This window comes from Thermodesulfovibrionales bacterium (assembly GCA_035686305.1).
In the GTDB taxonomy this organism is placed as follows: Bacteria; Nitrospirota; Thermodesulfovibrionia; order Thermodesulfovibrionales; family UBA9159; genus DASRZP01.
Genome location: DASRZP010000119.1, coordinates 1 through 19,728 on the forward strand (window position 1 = coordinate 1; position 19,728 = coordinate 19,728).

At 52.0% G+C, this 19,728-nt stretch carries 17 protein-coding genes; 8 read left to right on the forward strand and 9 right to left on the reverse strand.

The window, feature by feature from the left end; genetic code table 11:
* The coding region (locus tag VFG09_13595; protein ID HET6516189.1) for a hypothetical protein at window positions 1–234 on the forward strand (234 nt) is incomplete at its 5' end.
* 13 nt (window positions 235–247) lie between these two features.
* A complete protein-coding gene (locus VFG09_13600) occupies window positions 248–796 on the forward strand; it encodes a transposase (GenBank protein HET6516190.1) in 549 nt (182 codons plus the stop codon).
* 261 nt (window positions 797–1,057) lie between these two features.
* Here the strand turns inward: VFG09_13600 and VFG09_13605 are convergent, their stop codons facing one another.
* Window positions 1,058–2,302, reverse strand: coding sequence for a poly(R)-hydroxyalkanoic acid synthase subunit PhaE (locus tag VFG09_13605; GenBank protein HET6516191.1), 1,245 nt, complete (start codon window positions 2,300–2,302; stop codon window positions 1,058–1,060).
* A 220-nt stretch (window positions 2,303–2,522) separates the two neighbouring features.
* Between VFG09_13605 and VFG09_13610 the strand changes: the two genes are divergently transcribed.
* From VFG09_13610 to VFG09_13620, 3 genes are read left to right on the forward strand one after another with little or no spacing between them, the layout of a single operon-like run.
* Complete coding sequence (locus tag VFG09_13610; GenBank protein HET6516192.1) at window positions 2,523–3,353, forward strand: polysaccharide deacetylase family protein; 831 nt, start codon at window positions 2,523–2,525, stop codon at window positions 3,351–3,353.
* Entirely contained in the window at window positions 3,350–4,657 is a 1,308-nt protein-coding gene (locus VFG09_13615) for a putative glycoside hydrolase (protein HET6516193.1), read from the forward strand. Before VFG09_13610 ends, VFG09_13615 begins: the two co-directional genes overlap by 4 nt.
* Entirely contained in the window at window positions 4,641–7,046 is a 2,406-nt protein-coding gene (locus VFG09_13620) for an exo-beta-N-acetylmuramidase NamZ domain-containing protein (protein HET6516194.1), read from the forward strand. The genes VFG09_13615 and VFG09_13620 overlap by 17 nt, the downstream gene beginning before the upstream one ends.
* Before the next feature lie 154 nt (window positions 7,047–7,200).
* Here VFG09_13620 and nrdR read toward each other — a convergent pair whose 3' ends face one another.
* Genes nrdR through rpiB form a run of 3 tightly spaced genes read right to left on the reverse strand, consistent with a single transcriptional unit; the run spans window position 7,201 to window position 9,372 of the window.
* Complete coding sequence (nrdR, locus tag VFG09_13625; GenBank protein ID HET6516195.1) at window positions 7,201–7,680, reverse strand: transcriptional regulator NrdR; 480 nt, start codon at window positions 7,678–7,680, stop codon at window positions 7,201–7,203.
* Window positions 7,677–8,918 carry a serine hydroxymethyltransferase gene (gene glyA / locus VFG09_13630; protein HET6516196.1) on the reverse strand — a complete coding sequence of 414 codons (1,242 nt, stop codon included), beginning with the start codon at window positions 8,916–8,918 and terminating at the stop codon, window positions 7,677–7,679. The genes nrdR and glyA overlap by 4 nt, the downstream gene beginning before the upstream one ends.
* Complete coding sequence (gene rpiB / locus VFG09_13635; GenBank protein HET6516197.1) at window positions 8,908–9,372, reverse strand: ribose 5-phosphate isomerase B; 465 nt, start codon at window positions 9,370–9,372, stop codon at window positions 8,908–8,910. Before rpiB ends, glyA begins: the two co-directional genes overlap by 11 nt.
* A 168-nt stretch (window positions 9,373–9,540) precedes the next feature.
* Here rpiB and VFG09_13640 point away from each other — a divergent pair, with 168 nt between their 5' ends.
* Together VFG09_13640 and VFG09_13645 are read left to right on the forward strand one after the other, a co-directional pair.
* On the forward strand, window positions 9,541–11,835 hold the full coding sequence (locus VFG09_13640) for a tetratricopeptide repeat protein (GenBank protein ID HET6516198.1): 2,295 nt from the start codon (window positions 9,541–9,543) through the stop codon (window positions 11,833–11,835).
* Window positions 11,836–11,844: 9 nt separating this feature from the next.
* Entirely contained in the window at window positions 11,845–12,663 is an 819-nt protein-coding gene (locus VFG09_13645; GenBank protein ID HET6516199.1) for an AAA family ATPase, read from the forward strand.
* On the opposite strand, the gene VFG09_13650 is transcribed toward VFG09_13645, so the two are convergent.
* From VFG09_13650 to VFG09_13670, 5 genes are read right to left on the reverse strand one after another with little or no spacing between them, the layout of a single operon-like run.
* The gene (locus VFG09_13650) at window positions 12,650–13,312 is read right to left on the reverse strand and encodes a hypothetical protein (GenBank protein ID HET6516200.1); all 663 of its coding nucleotides are present in this window, start codon (window positions 13,310–13,312) and stop codon (window positions 12,650–12,652) included. The two genes, VFG09_13645 and VFG09_13650, sit on opposite strands and share 14 nt — an antisense overlap.
* Window positions 13,305–14,684 (reverse strand): DNA repair protein RadA, encoded by a 1,380-nt coding sequence (gene radA, locus VFG09_13655; GenBank protein HET6516201.1) that lies wholly within the window; start codon window positions 14,682–14,684, stop codon window positions 13,305–13,307. The genes VFG09_13650 and radA overlap by 8 nt, the downstream gene beginning before the upstream one ends.
* Before the next feature lie 48 nt (window positions 14,685–14,732).
* On the reverse strand, window positions 14,733–15,497 hold the full coding sequence (gene thiD / locus VFG09_13660; GenBank protein HET6516202.1) for a bifunctional hydroxymethylpyrimidine kinase/phosphomethylpyrimidine kinase: 765 nt from the start codon (window positions 15,495–15,497) through the stop codon (window positions 14,733–14,735).
* Window positions 15,498–15,557: 60 nt separating this feature from the next.
* Complete coding sequence (locus VFG09_13665) at window positions 15,558–17,453, reverse strand: hypothetical protein (GenBank protein HET6516203.1); 1,896 nt, start codon at window positions 17,451–17,453, stop codon at window positions 15,558–15,560.
* Window positions 17,454–17,469: 16 nt separating this feature from the next.
* The gene (locus VFG09_13670; protein ID HET6516204.1) at window positions 17,470–18,213 is read right to left on the reverse strand and encodes a RodZ domain-containing protein; all 744 of its coding nucleotides are present in this window, start codon (window positions 18,211–18,213) and stop codon (window positions 17,470–17,472) included.
* A gap of 99 nt (window positions 18,214–18,312) precedes the next feature.
* Between VFG09_13670 and VFG09_13675 the strand changes: the two genes are divergently transcribed.
* Window positions 18,313–19,563, forward strand: a complete 1,251-nt coding sequence (locus tag VFG09_13675) for a beta-ketoacyl-ACP synthase II (protein ID HET6516205.1) — start codon at window positions 18,313–18,315, stop codon at window positions 19,561–19,563.
* The last annotated feature ends 165 nt before the right edge of the window (window positions 19,564–19,728 follow it).

Genomic DNA, 19,728 nt, shown 5'->3' on the forward strand with positions numbered 1-19,728 from the left:
CTCAGATCAGGCGATGCACATACGGCAAACAACTTCCATGGTTTTCTTAGTGACACCATTGAGAAGCTTTCCGGCAAGAAGATAGGGTTATTAAGAGCTGACAGTGGATTTTTCAGCAAGGATATCATTGAGCATCTTGAAGACCCTGAGAGATCGATACCCTATATCATCGCGGTCAGATTGCATCGGACATTGCAGGGGATGCTGGCGACACCGGCAGTGGCAGGCACTTGATGACGGCATAGATGTGGCCTCTATAGATTATGAGAGTCCGGGGTGGGGCAAAGCACGAAGGATGGTCATGGTGCGGCAGTTGATCACACGCAGACCAAAGGCAACTGGCAAAATCCTTAAGCTTTTTGCTGATGATGCTGAGTATCAGCACTATCGGTATGGATGTTTTGTCACCAGTCTTGATCTGCCTGCAGAATTGGTATGGAAAATCTACCGGATGCGAGCTGATGCAGAAAACCGTATCAAAGAACTCAAATACGACTTTGGAGCAGACAGCTTCAACATAAAGAACTTTAGCGCCACAGAGGCGACGATGAACTTTGTTATGTTGGCCTATAACATAATGAGTCTGTTCCGACAGGTCGTTTTGGGCAGTAAGGTTCAACCTACTTTAAAGACGCTACGTTATAAGGTTTTTGCTGTCGGCGGATACCTGACGAAAAATGGAAATGCCAGAGTTCTTAAACTATCTCTGGCAATGCGAAGACGTGAATGGTTTACAGGGCTTTGGGATAAATCTAGGGCTTTTGATCTGCCCGCTATATTCCCATCGCATCTCTAATGGACAATTTGGGTACATTGTCGTTTCGGAGATCTCTATCCGCCTTTTTGCGAGGCTGTGTTCTTTTCGCTTTGCCATTTTTTCTCTCGATTGTGTTTTCGCGCCCTCTCTTCATAATACAAAGGCATATCCAAAAATAAGGGGATTTTTTCTATGAGAAGGCTGGGTGTCGTCTTCCTGTTCTTGTTCTTGACCGTGGTAAACACCGGGTGCAGCAGAAATGCCATTACCGTGGATAACGAGATAACGATTCACTTTCGGTCATAGCCGCGTGGCTGTTCTCTCCTTCTTCAAGGCCTTCACTTCTTTCTTCAGGTCATGGATAATTTTGTAAAGCTCGTCCATCTCTGAACGGAGAACAAGCGGCGTTTCGGCAAGATGCAGTTCCGTCAACCGAGAAGAGAGGGTCCGGATACTCGTCGCAGCGTTCAGGAGTTCTCCATGGAGCTTCGAAAACCCTTCTGTCTCAAAAAGACTGTGGTAATTCTTCTCGCTAACATCAAGCCAGAGGCTCAGGAAGTCGTCAAAGCCCTTCATGGTGAGCCCTTGCCTGCTTTGTTCAATACATGCCTCTATCACGCTGTCCATCGCTTTCAGCCCTGTCTCATAGATCACGCCCTGATACTCCGTAACCTTGGCCATATACAGAGAAAGACCGTCGCACAGCGCCAGGAGAAGCTCGGCCCTTTCCCTGTCCCTCTCAACTGCAGAGGGAGGGAACATACTATAAGAAGCTGCATCGAAGCTGCTGAACAGCATGTTCATGGAGTTGATGATGAAGTCGAGGCGGCCTTCAAAGACCGAGGGCAATGCCTTCACGGCCTTCTCCATTGCCTCTGCCCAGGGTGCACGATGGCCGTTCGTCAATCCCCAGGCCTCCAAGAGCTTCGTGGCCTTAGCAGCGACTTCCCTCGCACTCTCAGGGCCCACGCCAAAAAGCTTATCCAAGATCTCCTTGTATTTGCGGGGATCGATGAGTTCCTCGGTAGAATGGGCATCAAGACTCTTTTCCTCAACCGCCATAAAGAAAGGCAGGCATGCCTCAAAGAGCTTCATATAGAGGTGGGAACTTCCGAAGAGCTTTACAACAGTCTCTTTAACGGTATCAGGATTCTTCCCGTCGATAAAAGGACTCAATAACGTAAACCATGCCTTGCTCAAGTCCGGCAGCTCAGCCTCAGGGACTTCTCCTGAAGCAGCCTGCCTTTCGGTCGGATGGAGAAAAGACTGTTGCCATTGCCTTGCAACCACTGCCCAGGCATCCATGCCCTTTGCCCACCAGTCAGAAAGATTGGCCGAACGGTTCGTCAAAGCCAGCCACGCATTGCTCAAATCGGAAAGCCCTCGCCCCATGGCCTCGGATGCCTCCCTCTTGGTCCCCGTAAGATTGAGAACGGCTTGTCGCAACAGATCCTGCCTCACTTTTTCAGCAGTCTCTGCCCAAGCCTCCATGGCCTCTTTCTGGGACCTCAACCAAGAGTCAAAATAGTCTGTCCTTCGCTCCATGAAATGTCTCCTCCATCTGCGGTACTTTGGGAATGACTACGTCAGTTTCCACAATAATATTATACCGCCAATTCTGTCTGTCTCATAGGAGTGCAAATCTTCCTCCTTGATGGAAGGAACCATGAGAGTGTTTTATCCTCCCCTTCGGAATGTGACTAGCATCACGGAATCGAGATACCCTGCGGAAGTACACTTATGTTACGAGGCGCAAAGTTACTCAATGAGAACCAGGCTTTCATCGATACTCGTCCTTTCTTCCCTCCTCCTCTGGTCCCCTGTCGTCAACGGCGAATCAAACGGCATACGAAAGGATCCTGGAGCGGTAAGGGTCCCGATCCTTTTGTACCATCGTTTCGGACTCAGAGTATCAGACGCTATGACCGTAACAACAGACGTGTTTAGATCCCATCTGGAGTACATAAAGGACAGAGGATTTACGGTCATCCCCCTCAGACAGTTGATCAATTACTATCTCGGGAAGGGACCCCCGCCATCCCAAGGGTCTGTTGTGATCGTTGCCGATGATGCGCACAAATCTGTCTATACCGATATGCTGCCGCTCGTGAGGCAGTATAACGTTCCGGTGACTCTCTTCGTTTACCCCTCTGCAATATCGAAGGCCTCCTATGCCATGACATGGGCAGAGCTCAGAGAACTCAAGGAGACCGGTCTCTTCGACTTCCAGGGCCACACCTTCTGGCATCCGAATTTCAAGAAAGAAAAAATGAGACTGTCAGGGGCCGATTACCAAAAGTTTGTGGCGATGCAGTTGAAAAAGTCGAAGGACAGACTTGAGAGAGAACTGAACGTCGAGGTGGATATGCTGGCATGGCCTTTCGGAATTTATGATGATGAGCTCATAAGGCATGCGGAGGGCGCGGGCTACGCAGCTGCCTTCACGATAGAGAGGAGGCATGCTGCCAATCGGGAAAATGTCATGAAGATTCCCCGTTATCTGATGCAAAACTCGGACAGGGGGAAGACCTTTGAGATGATCCTGGGGCGACCCCCGGGTCGGAAGTCTTTCAGTGAAGAGGAGGCAAGGCGATGAGAACAGGCAGGATGTGGTTCTATACTCTTTTCTGTGTACTCTCTTTTTTACCCTCCGTGGCCTCGGCCTCTGGTTTTGGAGCAGGCAGGGTAATGGATTATCTGACGCGAAAGCCTATCGAAGGTGCCATCGTCACCGGAGAAAACGAGATCATCCGCACCGACAGTGACGGCATGTTTATGCTCAAGAATGCCGCCGATAAGATCGGCATCAGGGCTTACGGGTATGCAAGGGGAGAGCAGGCACTCCCCGCGCCTGGAGCCACGGCACCACTCAACATCTACCTCAGGCCTTTTGTTCCGAAGGCCCTCTATCTGACGTACTATGGGATTGGTGACAGGTCGTTGCGTGAATCGGCACTGAACCTCATGAAGGAGACCGAACTCAATGCCCTCGTCATTGATGTGAAAGGGGACCGCGGTGTTATCACGTACAAGAGCTCCATACCCCTCGTCTCTGAGGTCGGCGCACAGAAGCAGGTCATCGTAAAGGATATCAGGGGGCTGCTCCAATCCCTGAAAGAGAGAGGCATCTATGCCATTGCGCGGATCGTGGTTTTCAAAGACAACGTGCTCGGCACAGCACGCCCTGATCTGGCGGTTAGGACTCAGGACGGCAGGGTATGGCGCGACAGGGAAAACCTCATCTGGGTGGACCCATCCAAAAAAGAGGTATGGGATTACAATATTCATATTGCCGTGGAGGCCGCCCAAAACGGCTTCGATGAGATACAGTTCGATTATGTACGGTTCCCCGACCGCAAGGGACTTGCCTTTTCCGTGCCGAATACCGAGAAAAACAGGGTGAAGAATATCTCTGGATTTCTCATGGAGGCGCAGAAAAGGCTGGCGCCCTATAACATCTTCGTCGCTGCGGACATTTTTGGGTACGTGTCCTGGAACCTCGATGACACGCAGATCGGGCAGCGGCTCGATGCGATTTTCCCCTGTGTTGATTACGTCTCCCTCATGCTCTATCCTTCGGGCTTTCAGTTCGGCATACCGGGTTACAGGAACCCTGTTGCGCACCCCTATGAGATCGTTGCACTCTCCCTGAAGAGGGCCAGGGAACGCACGAAAATTCCGGCCGTGCGCTTCAGACCCTGGCTTCAGGCCTTTAAGGATTACGCATTCGACAGGAGGTATTTCTACGGTCCCGAGATACGGAGTCAGATAAGGGCCGCCGAGGAGTTTGGCTCCGCCGGATGGATGCTCTGGAATCCGAGGAATCTTTATAGGGCCGATGGGTTGAAAAAAGAACCCGTTTCAAAGGATAATACAAGGCAAGATGGCCCGAAGGGCTGAGGCAGACGGAAACAGAGAATCTCTCCTCATACCTCTCTTCTGCCTTCTCTGCGGAGTCACCGTTTCTGTCGTAGTTGCTGCAGGGTCAGCGGTCTATTCCCCCCGGAGGTTGCAGACAGGGCAACTCGCGCAGATCGCCGATATCGCCGAAAAGGCGATTCTCGACGGCAAGATACCGGGTGCCGTTATCCTTATCGGACATCAAGGTGATATTGTTTATCGCCGGGCCTTTGGGTGTAGGGCCCTCCTGCCTGAGAAGATCCCGATGACCGAAGACACTATCTTCGATCTTGCCTCTCTCACCAAGACGATCGCGACTACCACTGCAATTTTGCAGTTGGCGGACGGGGGAAAGCTGGACATCGATGCCCCTGTTGTCCGTTACTGGCCTGCCTTCGGGAAGAAGGGCAAGGAGAAGATAACAATACGGCAGCTTCTCACACATTATTCAGGGCTTCGGTCCGACCTCGCTCTGAGGCCGGGATGGTCAGGGTACAAGACCGCTATGGAGAAGATCACTGCGGAAAGGCCCGTTCTTTCACCAGGCTCGGGATTCTTATACAGCGATATCAATTTTGAGGTCCTCGGCGAGCTTGTCCGCAGGGTCTCCGGCCTGCCCCTCGATACCTATTGCTCCGAACATATCTTCAAACCCCTCGGCATGAAGGACACCGGCTTCAGGCCGGCGTCATCGTTGGGCAACCGCATAGCGCCAACGCAGTACCGTCGGGGCAGGCTGCTCCGTGGAGTAGTGCACGATCCCTCGTGTGACAACATGGGTGGTGTGGCCGGGCATGCCGGACTTTTTTCGACTGCTGACGACCTCTCGATTTTTGCACAAATGCTCCTGAACGGAGGGAGTTATGGCGGAAGACAGATCCTCTCCCCAGAGACCGTCGAAAGGATGACATCTCCGCAGTCCCCTTCTGGCAAGAAGAAACTTCGCGGCTTCGGATGGGATCTGGAAGCGCCTTTTTTCTCTAATCGCAGCGAACTACCCCCTCTGGGCGCCTTCGGTCACCTCGGGTATACCGGAACAGCACTCTGGATAGATCCGATTACGAGTACCTGTATCATCGTCCTGACGAACCGCGTCCATCCTGACGGCAAAGGCGACGTAAAGGCATTGCGCTCAGAGATAAAGAAAGTTGTTGCCGACTCGGTCGGACCTCTTCCTCTCGGACAGGTGCCCGATAGAAGGACTTTGCTCGCAGCTCTCTCCGATCATAGCGAAGGTGCGGCGCTGCAGGTCCCGAGAAGCGGAAGAGTGATGACCGGCATCGATATCCTTTCCGCCGGCAATTTTTTGCCTCTGAAAGGCTTGCGCGTGGGACTCATCACCAATCATACGGGACGTGATTCCGGGAAGCGGCGCACCCTTGATCTGCTCAGGAATGCGTCGGGTGTAAAGCTTACCGCGCTCTTCAGCCCAGAACACGGGTTGTCCGGCAAAGATGACGGTAAAGTAGCCTCGACCCTTGAGCCTGCTACCGGGCTGCCGGTATACAGTCTTTACGGCAACGTACGGAAACCAACGGAGAAGATGCTCAGTGGCCTGGATGCCCTCGTCTTTGATATCCAGGATGCCGGCGTCCGCTTCTATACATACATCTCAACAATGGGATATGTTATGGAAGCGGCAGCCAAAAAGGGAATCGCCTTCTATGTACTCGACAGGCCGAATCCCTTGAATGCCTCATCGGTTCAGGGTCCTGTCATGGACAGAGAGCTCAGATCGTTTACCGGCTACTTCCCGCTGCCTGTGCGACATGGGATGACGGTGGGGGAACTTGCAGGGATGTTCAACGTCGAGAACGGGATTGGAGCGGACCTGCATGTTGTCAGAATGGCAGGGTATAACCGCTCTGATTGGTTCGACGAAACAGGACTCCCTTGGGTGAACCCTTCACCGAACCTGCGCAATCTCACTGAAGCAGTTCTGTATCCGGCCGTGGCATTGGTCGAGGGCGCTAACGCGAGCGTTGGACGCGGGACTGATACGCCCTTTGAAGTCCTCGGCGCGCCGTGGATCAACGCTGAACGACTTGCAGCATATCTGAACAACAGAAACATCCATGGCGTGAGTTTTTCTCCTGCTGATTTCGTGCCGAAGAGCACCCCATATAAGAATAAGGTCTGCCATGGGGTGAGAATAACTCTGACTGACAGGATGGGGCTCGATGTCGGGACGATGGGGATCGAGATTGTGGCAGCACTCCATAAGCTTTACCCCGATGACTTTCAGCTCCATAAAACGCTCGGTCTTATCGGATCACGGAGCGTATTGCGAGCCATTAGAGAGGGCAGGGATCCCCGATCAATTGCGCTACAATGGCAGGATTCGCTTGACGAGTTTCGCGGCCTGCGGTCGAAGTACCTCATCTATTAGTCTGTCTCGCCCCGTTTCACTCGACCAGTGCAGCGACCGCTGAAGGCCTTAAAGAGCGCCCATTGACCGAAGGTGTTCAGAGTATTTACGAGAAACCCTTTGATACCAATGACGTAGTCGACGGTATTCGTCAATCTCTTTCAGCGAATTATAATTAGCGTTCTTTGAGATTCCGTCCATTGCGGTGTTCGAAAAGGTTCTTGACCTCATCCAACAGTTCATTGATATCCTTGAACTGCCGGTATACCGAAGCAAACCGCACATAGGCAACCTTGTCCGTCTCTTTGAGGGAGTCCATGACTGCCTCACCGACCCATGCGCTAGGGATCTCTTTTACTCCCATACCGCTCAACTTCTTCTCTATCGAATCAGTGATTTCTTCGAGGACTTCGATGCTAATGGGTCTCTTCTCGCAGGCCTTTTTCAGACCGATCAGTACCTTTCCCCGGTCAAAGGACTCGCGCCTGCCGTCCTTCTTGACCACCAGGGGTACGACATCCTCAACGCGTTCATACGATGTGAACCGCTTGCCGCACTTCAGGCATTCCCTTCTCCTGCGAATAGCTTCACCCTCTTTGCTCGTTCGCGAGTCGATGACCCTGTCATCGAGAGTACCGCAGAATGGGCACTTCATCGGTAAATAGGAAATCTCTGACAGAGCTTCTTCACGCGCCCATTGAGGCGCCCCAGTGCTTCAGAGTTCTTCCTTTTCTCGAGAACCTCCGATATAAGGGCGGCTATTTCGGTCATCTCTGCCTCTCCCATCCCCCTCGTCGTAACACAGGGAGTACCGAGTCGTATGCCGCTTGTGACCGCGGGCGGTCTGGGATCAAAGGGGATGGCGTTCTTGTTTACCGTGATCCCTGATAAATCCATGGCCTCCTCAGCCTCTTTCCCCGTTATGTTCTTATCAGTAAGGTCGATGAGCATGAGATGGTTCTCTGTTCCACCGGAGACAATCGTAAAGCCCTTTTTCCTCAGCTCATCGGCCAGCCTCCCGGCGTTTCTTACAACCTGTCTCTGGTATTCCTTGAATTCCTCGCTTAATGCCTCTTTCAACGCAACGGCCTTTGCAGCGATGACATGCACGAGAGGCCCTCCCTGGATACCCGGGAAAATCATCTTGTCAATGGCTTTCCCATGTTCGGCCTTGCACATAATCATGCCTCCCCGGGGCCCCCTGAGCGTCTTGTGAGTGGTTGTCGTAACAAAGTCTGCATGGGGAATGGGAGACGGGTGGATACCTGCGGCCACAAGGCCTGCAATGTGAGCAATATCAGCCATCAGATATGCCCCAACGTCCCTGGAGATACGGCCGAAGAACTCAAAATCGAGTGTCCTCGAATAGGCACTGGCGCCAACAACGATCATCTTCGGCTTATGCTCTGCAGCAAGCTTTCTCACCTCATCGTAGTCGATATACCCGCTCTCCCTGTTCACCCCATAGGTGACGCTCTTAAACATGACGCCGGAAAAATTGACGGAGGCGCCGTGTGACAGGTGACCGCCATGATTCAGGCTCATCCCGAGGATCGTATCTCCAGGTTTCAGAACGGCGAAATAGACGGCCATATTGGCCTGGGAGCCTGAATGGGCTTGAACATTCACATGGGAAGCGCCGAAGAGTTCCTTCGCGCGACCTATAGCGAGATTCTCAACCGCATCGGCATATTCACACCCGCCGTAATATCGCCTGCCAGGGTAGCCCTCGGCATATTTATTCGTGAATATCGATCCCTGGGCCTCGAGGACTGCATCGCTCACATAGTTTTCAGATGCTATCAGGACGATCTTTTCTCGCTCCCTATTCTTCTCCTGCAGGATCGCATCATAGACTTCCGGATCGACATGCCTCAGGTCTTCACGTTCCATCTCCTATCCCTTTCATCCTTTCCTCTATATGACGTATCTTATCAAGCCGTCTCGTATGCCTCCCACCCTCAAAGGGCGTCGAAAACCACGTACGAACAATCTCCCTGGCAAGGTCTTTCCCGACGATCCTGCCGCCGATCACGAGTATATTGGCATCATTATGTAGCCTGCTCATCCGGGCAGTAAAGAGATCGTTGCAGAGCGCTGCCCGAATATTGGGGAACTTGTTCGCCACGATTGACATGCCGATCCCCGTGCCACAGATAAGAATGCCACGCTCGATCCTGCCCGAACTGACTGCCTCGGAAACCCTTTCTCCAAAGTCAGGATAGTCCACTGACTCATTGGTACCGGTGCCGGAGTCAACACAGTCCACCCCCATGTCTTTGAGAAGGGAAAGGATATCCAGTTTGAGCTCCAAACCGGCGTGGTCGCAACCGATTACTACGTTCATGAGAGCCTCAGTAGACTATCTTATCGAAGTAATTCTCTTGAAGTCAAGGAATGGAAGTCGTTCCCCTCTGCAACATCCAATGTGCCAAAAGGTCATGGGCAAAACGCAACAAAAAGAATGGTCAATTATTGACTCTTTTTCGCAGATTATGATAGTTTCAATAGTACCATGCCCGACAAAACAGCGATAATGAAAGATGCGCAAAAGTACCTTGCAAAGGGGCAGATAGACAAGGCTATCGCTGAATGGGAAAAACTCCTGCACGAAGCCCCCGATTCAAACACCTATAATACCGTCGGCGACCTCTATCTCAGGAAAGGGGATAAGCAGTCAGCCGTCGAGAGTTTTCACAAGGCGGCGAAGATCTTCTGGACAGACGGTTTTTCCCTGAAAGCACTCGCTCTCTATAAGAAGATCATCAATATAGACCCTTCGAACGGCGACTCCTTGACCGCACTGGGACAACTCAGTGAGGAAAAAGGTCTTGTCGCCGATGCCATAAAGTATTATCTCTCTGCAGCAGATATCCTTTCGAAGGACATGAAGAAAGACAGGTTCCTTCACATCTATGACAAAATCCTCTCCCTCGCGCCTTCGAACATACCTCTTAGGGACAAGGTCGCAGGCCTTTTTTTAAAAGAGGGGTTCGTGCCGGAGGCCGTCAGAGAGTATCTCCACATAGCACGTCTTTCCGTGGACAGAGGCGACACTGAACATGCGAGACATTCCTTGACAAAGGTACTCGAAATTCAGCCTGAGAACAGGGACGCCCTCCTGTATCTCAGTTCTCTGTATGAAAAGGTGGGGGACAGCAGCCGTGCTCTTGAATACGCACGAAAAGCTGTCGATGCGGATCACGACGATCTCGAGTCATTGCAGAGATGCGCCGACCTTCAGAGAGGGGCCGGGGAGTACCTCGATGCACTCACCTATCTGACCAGAATCCGGGAGCTTGCGCCCCATGATCATAACACGATAAAGCTAATCGGGGACATTTACCGCTCCCTTGGAGACAGGCAGAAGGCGTGGGAGTTGTATCGCAACGTGGTCGAGGCTTATAGAGATGAAAAGAGAACGGGGGATGCGATAGACCTTTTGAAAGAATTCAGGGATATCGATCCTCTCGGCGCTGGGAAACTCCTTATATCATTCTTCGGACAGACCAATAACAGGGAAGGAGTGTTTAGAGAAACTGTCGTTGTTGCCGGTCTCTTGCAGGACAGAGGCCTTCGGGACGAGGGGCTTGCCTATTACCGGGAGGCACTGAAGATTCGTCCCGACGACATGGAGATCAAGAAGAAGATTGCACAGATCGAGATAGAGATGGGCCTTCAGCCTTCTCTTCTTGAAGAAGAAAAGACGACAGAATACCTTATTGGTGATGCCGACATATTTCTCAAATACGGTCTCTACGATGAGGCACGATCCATCCTTGAGGACCTCGGGACGAAGGAGCCCGAGAATACTGATGTCCATGGACGACTCAAGTCTCTCTATCGCGAGACGCATGACCTGGAGCGGGCGGTGACAGAGTGCCTTATCCTCGCGAAGCTCTTCGAGAAACAAGGTGATGCCGGGAAAAAGGAAGCTGCTCTGAGAGAGGCACTTGCGATAAACCCCGCTGATCCGAGATTGACCGGGCAGGTGTCCCCAGCGATTGATGAATCAGCCTCATCCACTGGCATGTCAGAAGAGTCGCTCCTGGATGAGTATAGCGAGGAGATTGCAGAGGCTGAATTTTATATGCGCCAGGGGCTCTCGCAGGATGCGTTGAGAATCTATCAGAAACTGTCCGACATATTCCCCGATAATGCTGAATTCCAGCAAAAGATTGCGTCTCTTCAGGGGGAGGCGCCTGAACCCCAGGAGACAACGGAAGAGATCCCGGAGAGCCAGGGCGAAGATCTTCAGCTCGAAGAATATCCACACCACGAACCGGACATGGTTGAGGCGTCGGAACCGTCTGAACTGCAGATTGACAGCGATGTCCTTGATATCTTTGAAGAGTTCAAGAAGGGGATCGAGAAGGAGCTTGAGGCAGAGGACTACGAGACCCATTACAACCTCGGTATTGCCTATAAGGAGATGGGGCTTGTTGATGATGCCATCAAGGAGTTCCAGGTGTGCCGGAGAGATCCCAAGTACTATGTGAGTTCACTCAGCATGCTCGGTATCTGTTATATGGACAAGGGTCTCTTCCCGCTCGCCATTGATGCCTTCAAGAATGCCTTGCCTGCCATCGATGCTCATGATGAGTCATACTGGGGTGCCAAGTATGACCTTGCATCCGCGTACGAAAAGAACGGGAACATGAAAGAGGCCTTCGATATCTTCAGCGAGATTTATGGATGGGACTCGAGGTTCAGAGAAGTCAGTGAAAAGCTCGATAAGCTCAGGATGATACCGGGGATGACGGAATCGGCGCCGACCAAAGGAAAGAAAGACAGAATCTCCTATCTCTAGCAGGTACGAATGGTATATCTCTCATTTTATAACCTCAGAGAACATCCCTTTTCGAATGTGGTGGACAACAGGTTCTATTATAACAGTCCGCAACATGCTCAGGCCCTCGTCAAACTCAGATACGCCATTGATACGAAGAAAGGGCTGGCTGTTGTTATCGGAGACATCGGCGCCGGCAAGACCACTCTTGCAAGAAGGCTCCTCGAGGAGATGGATGAGACACGGTATGAAGCGATGCTTCTCGTCATCATCCATGCATCGGTGAGTTCGGAATGGCTTCTGAAGAAATTCGCAATGCAGCTTGGAATCAGTTCGCCCCACGCGGACAAGGTCGAACTCCTGAGCATCCTTTACCGGAGACTCCTCGAGATTAACGAAGACGGCAAGACTGCTGTTTTGCTCATGGACGAAGTGCAGATGCTCAAATCGAGGGAGATCATGGAGGAGTTCAGGGGGCTCTTGAACATGGAGATGCCCGACGGCAAGATGATCAACCTTGTCTTCTTCGGGCTTTCCGATCTTGAAGATGTCCTCTCCCTCGATGAACCGCTGAAACAGAGGGTGGCGATGAAGATCACCCTCACACCCTTTTCCGAAGACGACACAAAGCATTATATTAAGCACCGATTGCGGATAGCGGGAAGCGAAGACTCCATCTTTCTTGACGAGGCCTTCTCGTCAATTTACCGGTACACAAACGGCAAGCCACGGCTCATTAATACGGTCTGCGACAATGCCCTTCTCGAGGGATCCCTCCTCAAGGCTAAGAATATCGACGAAAAGATCATCAGGGGAGTTGCCATCGACCTCGGCCTCACTCAGGAGTGACGGCAAGCGTCTTGATACGGAGATGTACGGAATAGCGGGAAAGCTCTATCCGTATCCGAGAAGGAAACCAGATGTCTCCAATAAGATCCGGCTCCTCGTAGAGCACATTCAGCTCCCTTCCGTCTTCGAGATCTATCACCTGTCTCTCTGGCAGGAGCGTCCTCTTGTTCAAGAAGAGTCTTCGCCAGGAATTCGAGACACGATAAAGGTTCTCATCCTCACGGACGTCGTAGTCTTTTATGGACCACCAGAAGAAGCTATTTCTGATACCGTCAACGAGCATGGCGATCCTGTTCCTGTCAATAGGCGGATTGCTTCTCGTTACCGTGTCATTGGCCGTTATTTCAGCCACGAGAAACCCCAGGGAGTAAACCTGGAGGTCAAGGGCGTCAGAAGTCAGCCGGAGAACCGCATCACCCTTCACTGTCCCCCCGTCCTTTTCAAATTCAATCGCAAAGGTCGAGCGAATCGATCTGATGTTCCCTCTCTTGGCCAACTCCTCCCCGGGGTCCACCCCCTCATACGTGGGGACCTCGATCCTTTTTGTCGAACAGGAACCGATCAAGGTGACCACAAGCATCCACGCGAAGAGGTCGAGGAGAGAACGGCCATGGGCAAGATGCTGCCTGACCCCTGTCCTCTTATCCATCGACGACAGCCCGGGAAAAGACCACATCGAGAAATTCATGAATATCCCTCACCCCGATAATCTCAAATCCGGCGTTCTCTTTTATCTTATCAGCATTTGTCCTCGGGAGGATGGCGCGCCGAAACCCTATCTTCGCCGCTTCCTTGATTCTTGCATCCACCTGGCTTACCGCCCGTATCTCCCCTGAAAGCCCGATCTCTCCAAAGACAACCGTTCCCGGGTGAACGGGTATCTCCCTCAGTGAGGAGGCTATGGACGAAATAATGCCGAGATCGACTGCGGGCTCTAAAATCTTTATCCCTCCCACTACATTCACAAAGATGTCCATGCCGCCGAGATGGAGACCCGCAATCTTCTCCATGACAGCAACGAGAAGATTCACCCTGTTAAAATCAACGCCGATACATGTCCTTCTCGGCATACCAAAGGTCGTCGTCGAGACGAGTGCCTGAAGCTCGATGAGAAGAGGCCTTGTCCCTTCGATACTCGAAACAACGGTACAGCCTGAGGCACCATGGGGTTTCTCGGAAAGGAAGATCTCCGATGGGTTCTCTATGTCGACGAGACCGCCGTCGGTCATGCCAAAGACACCGATCTCATTGGTAGGTCCGAACCGGTTCTTAACGGTACGCAATACCCTGAAGGAATGGCCCCTGTCCCCTTCGAAGTAGAGCACCGTATCGACAATATGCTCCAGGACACGCGGACCTGCAATGGCGCCTTCCTTGGTGACGTGGCCGATGATGAAGAGCGATATACCCGTGCGCTTGGCAAGGGATACGAGCTTCGCTGCACACTCTCTCACCTGACCTACAGACCCAGGCGCTGAAGTGAGCCCTTCCGTGTACATCGTCTGTATGGAGTCGATGACAACCATGCCCGGGGATGCGCTGGCCGCAGCATCAATGATTCCTTCAAGGTTCGTCTCAGCAAGAAGGATGATCTTGTCGGAATCGATCGATAACCTCTCAGCCCTGAGCTTGATCTGTTGAAGAGACTCTTCACCGGACACATAGAGGACATTGCCCGATCTTTCCGACAGCTGCGATGCGGCCTGAAGAAGGAGCGTTGACTTGCCGATCCCCGGATCTCCGCCGACAAGGGTCACAGAGCCCTCCACAATGCCCCCGCCGAGGACCCTGTCAAGTTCTGTTATCCCTGTGGAGGTCCTTTTCCCCGTTGAGCCTGAGACGGAGCTGAGAGACTGGAGTTGCGGTTCGCTTCGGGTCAAGCGGACTGAATGACGACCACCTCCAGCAGATCTTTCTTCTGCCATAGAATTCCACGAGTCGCAGTCAGGACACTTCCCGAGCCACTTCGGACTAGTGTAACCACAGGTCTGACACTGGAAAAACGTTTTTATCTTGGACATAGCTTCAAAGAGGCGACTATAGTGGTAAACGAGTCTTGTCTTATGCTTTTACAAGTAGAGGATTCCCATCCCCTTGCCGGGATGGTAAGCCTTTCGTATCGCCTCCGTCACAAATTCCTTTGCCCTCCTCACAGACTCAAGGGGAGCATGGCCTTCTGCAAGAGTCGCCGCAATCGCGGCCGAGAACGCGCAACCGGTGCCGTGATATTCACCCTTGATCTTCACGGATTCTATCTTATGGAAATCCGTGCCGTCATAGTAGAGGTCGAGCGTGACCTCCTCAAGATGGCCCCCCGTTATAAGCACGACCTCCGGTCCGAATTCCTTGAGCCTAAGGGCGGCCCCCTCCATGTCCTTTTCGTCTTCGATGTTCATGCCGGCGAGGACTGACGCCTCATAGATATTTGGGGTAATCACCCTTGCCAATGGGAAAAGCATCTCCCGAATTGTATCAAGAGTTCCGTCTTCGGCAAGACTCGTCCCTGAGGAAGAGACGGTGACGGGGTCCACAACGAGATTCTTGAGGGAATATTCCCGAATCTTTTGTGCGGTTTCCTCAACAGCCCACGGAGAATAGAGCATTCCTGTCTTCAATGCATCGGGCTTTATGTCATCCAAGAGGAGATCGATCTGCCTCACGAAGAAGGGCCTCTCAGTGGAGAGGACAACTCCAACACCCCTCGTGTCCTGGGCAGTGAGCGCAGCCGGCACTGACAACCCATGGACTCCGAAGGCCCTGAAGACCTTCAGGTCCGCCTGAAGTCCAGCACCGCCTGTAGGATCAGAGCCCGCTATGGTGAGGACAGATTTCATAATAGCCTATTATAGCTTGCTCATGATCAGGCAAACAACACCTGACTCGTGTGATCGGAATTACTTTCCGAATGCACTCAATCTCTCTCTTTCCCCTTCAGGGTTATGGAGAGCCATTCCCTTAACCTCTTTGTACTTCCTCAGCATCTTCTTGTCAAAATTCTTCGACTGAGTGTCAAGATGGTTCAAGCTCTTTTCGATTTCCCTGAACAGTTTCAGACTTGTCCCGTACTTTTCTCTGTCAAGCTTAATCGAAAAATCACCGGGGACCTTCCACCGGTCCTTGAGATAAATCCATGATGCAAAGTCTTCCAACCGAAAACCTTCCAGTACGGTTATGGGCGTTGTATTTCTCATGTCTTCGACCCTCAGGCTGTGAGCATCGGCAACGATCCTGTGAGTACCCCGAAAGGGCTCAGCACCCTGGCTATCTTCAAATTCCCACGTTGATACGGAGACCTGAGACTCTGTCCTGTGGCAACTCTCACAGCTCCTCGATCTTCCAAAAGGATGAGAGGCCTGCTCAATCTCAAGCCAAAGGAGGTGTTTATTATTTGCCGGCAGATTATCAACCGTTCCCATGACAGCATAAGCATCCCTTGTCTCTCCCTTTGGCCACCGGAAAAGGACCCTCCCTGAAGGCTCACTGTCTTCCTTTATGTTGCCGACGCTATGGGGCCATACTTTCACCGGCATCCATGTCCCCTTCTGGTCCTTCATGAGAACCGGGGGTCTCTGTATCCCGTAATAGAGAGAATATTTCTTGAAGGGGTTCGGCTTTTCTCCCACATATCCGGGGCCCCAAATCGTTATCTGATACCCTCCGAGTTCATTGACGTGGCAGGCTGCACAGTCAAGGTCCTTGTGAATACTCTTTTTATGGGCTTCTTCTATCTCCAGATGGCAGTCCTGACACGTAGCCTTTCTCTGCATATCCCCCATACCCTTCTCACCTGTCGGATGGCAGTCGACACAATGGATATTCTTCTTATAGTGGACGTCAGGCTGCATCCCCGTCGGGATCGAGTAATCGCCCCCGATATAGGTCTCGCCTCTCCTGCTGTGCATCGCGCCTGGATGGCAGATACTCGTGCCCCTGCCGTTGCCTGAACAGCTCTCTGAAGGAGGCTTTTTGGTAAAGGCATGGACACCCTTCTCTTTGTTCGGAGCGTAATGACAGTCAAGGCAGCCGGCGTGGCAGACGTTACAGAATTTCTGTTTCGCGATCGCCTGTTCCTTCGAAAACCCTGTATTGAGGTCCCTTGCAATCTCTTCAGTATTCCTGAAATCAAACCCCGCATCCTTGAGATAAGGGAGAGGGGGGATATCTGAGAAGGAAGGTCCGCAGTTGTGAGGCCCGTATGGCTTCAACCATGTCTTCATCGTCCGCTGCCTGAAATTCGTTGCCATGATAGTAGTCCTGAATTGCTTCAGTTCCTGCGGATGGCAATTGGCCTTTCCGCATGTCTTCGCTGCTATCTCAGGATCAAAATTCAGGGTCTTAGGGTCCCTGTCGTGCCAGAGGATGTTTCTCACGATGGAGTTCTGCGGTAACAGTTCCCGTATCCTGTCCTGGCCGTGGGGGAGCAGTGCTTCAGGAGCGACCCTCTTCCTTTCGAGGATTTCGCCTGATTCACTGAGGAACAGGGGCCTCAACATACCCTCATGTGCCTGTTTCGTATCCATCGCCCTTCCGTCTCCCAGGTGACATTCACGGCACTTCACATTGGGATGGTTGCTCTCCCGTTCGACCATTTCCTGCGTAATGTAGAATTGAGGATAACCGAGGGACTGGAGTTTCTCCTTATTCCCATGACACGCAACACATCCGGCACTTGAGTCTTTGTAAGAACGATAACCGAGGAAGGAGATAACGAGGACAAACTGCAAGACGAAAAAAAAGAGTGTCCTTCTGTTCATGAAACTGCTAACAGTGCCGAGAGAGAATAGAGACATGGGGGCTCACCTTCTGCTATCTGCCGACAGCGGATGACGGCGGTTCCTCCTTGGGAAGCCTGATTCGCAGGACCTCGCCCTTTCCCCCCAAAGGTCCAAGGTCTTTATTATTCAATGACGCCCTTATCCCTCCCGCATTCCCGACTTTCATGGTAAACCCCTTTTGAGACGTCCATTCCCTGGAATCGCCCGGTTTCAGAAGGGCCTCTTCAGATTTCCCATCATCTACTTCTACACGCAACCAAGTGGTTTCAGTAGCGGTCACAGAAAGCACATAGGGCGGCTCAGGCTGAAAAGAGCGCTCTCCTTCCGCGGGTGAAGGAACGGTTTTTTCGGGCATCTTGACTTCCTCAGGAACTGAAGGGACATTGGGAACCTCAGGAATTCTGACTTCTCTCTGAGGAGTTTCCGGTTTTCGGAAAAAAAGCGCGATAATGAGACCGACCATTACGAGCGCAGAGACAATGAGCAGGGGCCTCAAAAGGGTAGCCTTTTTTTCAGGCATTGATGGTTCCGGTTGAATCAAAACATCCTGTCTGAACTGTTTTGCATACATCTCGACAATAGGCTCGGGATCAAGGCCGAGTGACTTTGCGTACGCCCTGATATACCCCCTCGTATAGACAGCTTCGGGCAGCCTGTTGAAGGCATTCTCCTCCAGGGCCTTCAGATATTCAAACCGTATCCTTAGGGTATCGGAAATTTCCCTGAGGTCAATCCCTGAAGCCTCTCGCTTCTTCTTGAGGATCTCCCCTATCACGTTTCAGAGCTCATGGAGTTTATATAGAAATATAGCATAACAAGACAAAAAGAGGTATGTTTTCATAGGATGCGCTCATAATGCTATCATACACGGGCAATGAATCGAGCAGTCGTGACGGGCATAGGCGCAGTGACCCCCCTTGGAAACTCCTTTATTCAGTCATGGGAGGCAGCAAAGGCCGGAGCCTCAGGCATCGGGGGGATAACAAAACTTGATGCCTCAAATCTGTCATGGAAGATTGCAGGGGAGCTGAAGGGATTCGATGCGACGAGCTATCTGTCTCCAAGGGAGACTAACAGGCTTGATCCTTTTGTCCACTATGCAGTTGCGGCTTCTCTCATGGCCATGAAAGATGCAGGACTTGCCTTTCCTGAATCTTCCCCCATAACGTACAACCGGTTTCCGAAGGCAGCGGGAGTGATCGTCGGATCCAGCAGGGGCGGGATCACCACCCTTGAACGTGAATGGGTCAGGATGCTCAGGGGTTCGTCCCGCATCTCCCCGTACACCATGCCTTCTTCAACGGTGAGCATGGCTGCATCCTCAGTGGCCCAGAAACTCGGGATGAGAGGCTACTGCCTTGGGATATCAAACGCCTGCGCTTCAGGGACGAATGCTGTCGGAGAGGCATACTCACTCATTAAAAACGCATCTCTCGATGTCGTGGTGGCGGGTGGAGCCGAGGCGCCACTTTGCAGGACATGTCTTGAAGGATACGGAGTGGCAGGCGCCCTGTCAGGCCGACAATGCCCTCAAGAATCCTCAGAGGGTATGTCAAGACCCTTTGATTTGAACAGGGACGGCTTCGTTCTTTCAGAGGGAGCGTGCGTGCTGGTCCTTGAAAATTACGAGTCCGCCATGAAAAGGGGCGCGAACATATACGGAGAGATCATTGGGTATGGCAATACAACAGACGCTTTCCACATTACCAAACCTGATCCAAAAGGAGAAGCCGCGGCAATCCTGGCAGCGCTCAGAGACGCAGCTATCTCCCCTGACGCTGTTGACCACATCAATACCCATGGGACTGCTACGCAGATCGGCGATATCGCTGAAGCCCGGGCGCTGACGATGGTCTTCAGGGAGAGGACTTCTTCCGTCCCCGCAACTGCCGTAAAATCGATGACCGGCCATATGCTCGCAGCATCAGGGGCATTCGAAACAGCGATTACCCTTATGGCCATGAAAGAGGGTTTGATTCCCCCGAGTATTAACCTCGACGAACAAGACCCTGCCTGCAACATTTCGGTTGTGACAGAACCGATGCGGGCTGATATCACGGTTGCGATCACGAATTCCTTCGGGTTCGGAGGGGTTAACGCAGTCCTGGCTCTCAGAAGGATATGATACGAAGAACTCGGATCAATCTTACCTAGTGTCCTGTGTCATTAATAATTGACATAAGTCGTTTTAATTTCTTGAAGATAGAATCAGCGGTAGCGGTCCAAATAAAGGGTGCAGCCTTTTCATTGTAATGGTCCACGAAGGTTTGAATATTACGGATCAGCTCTT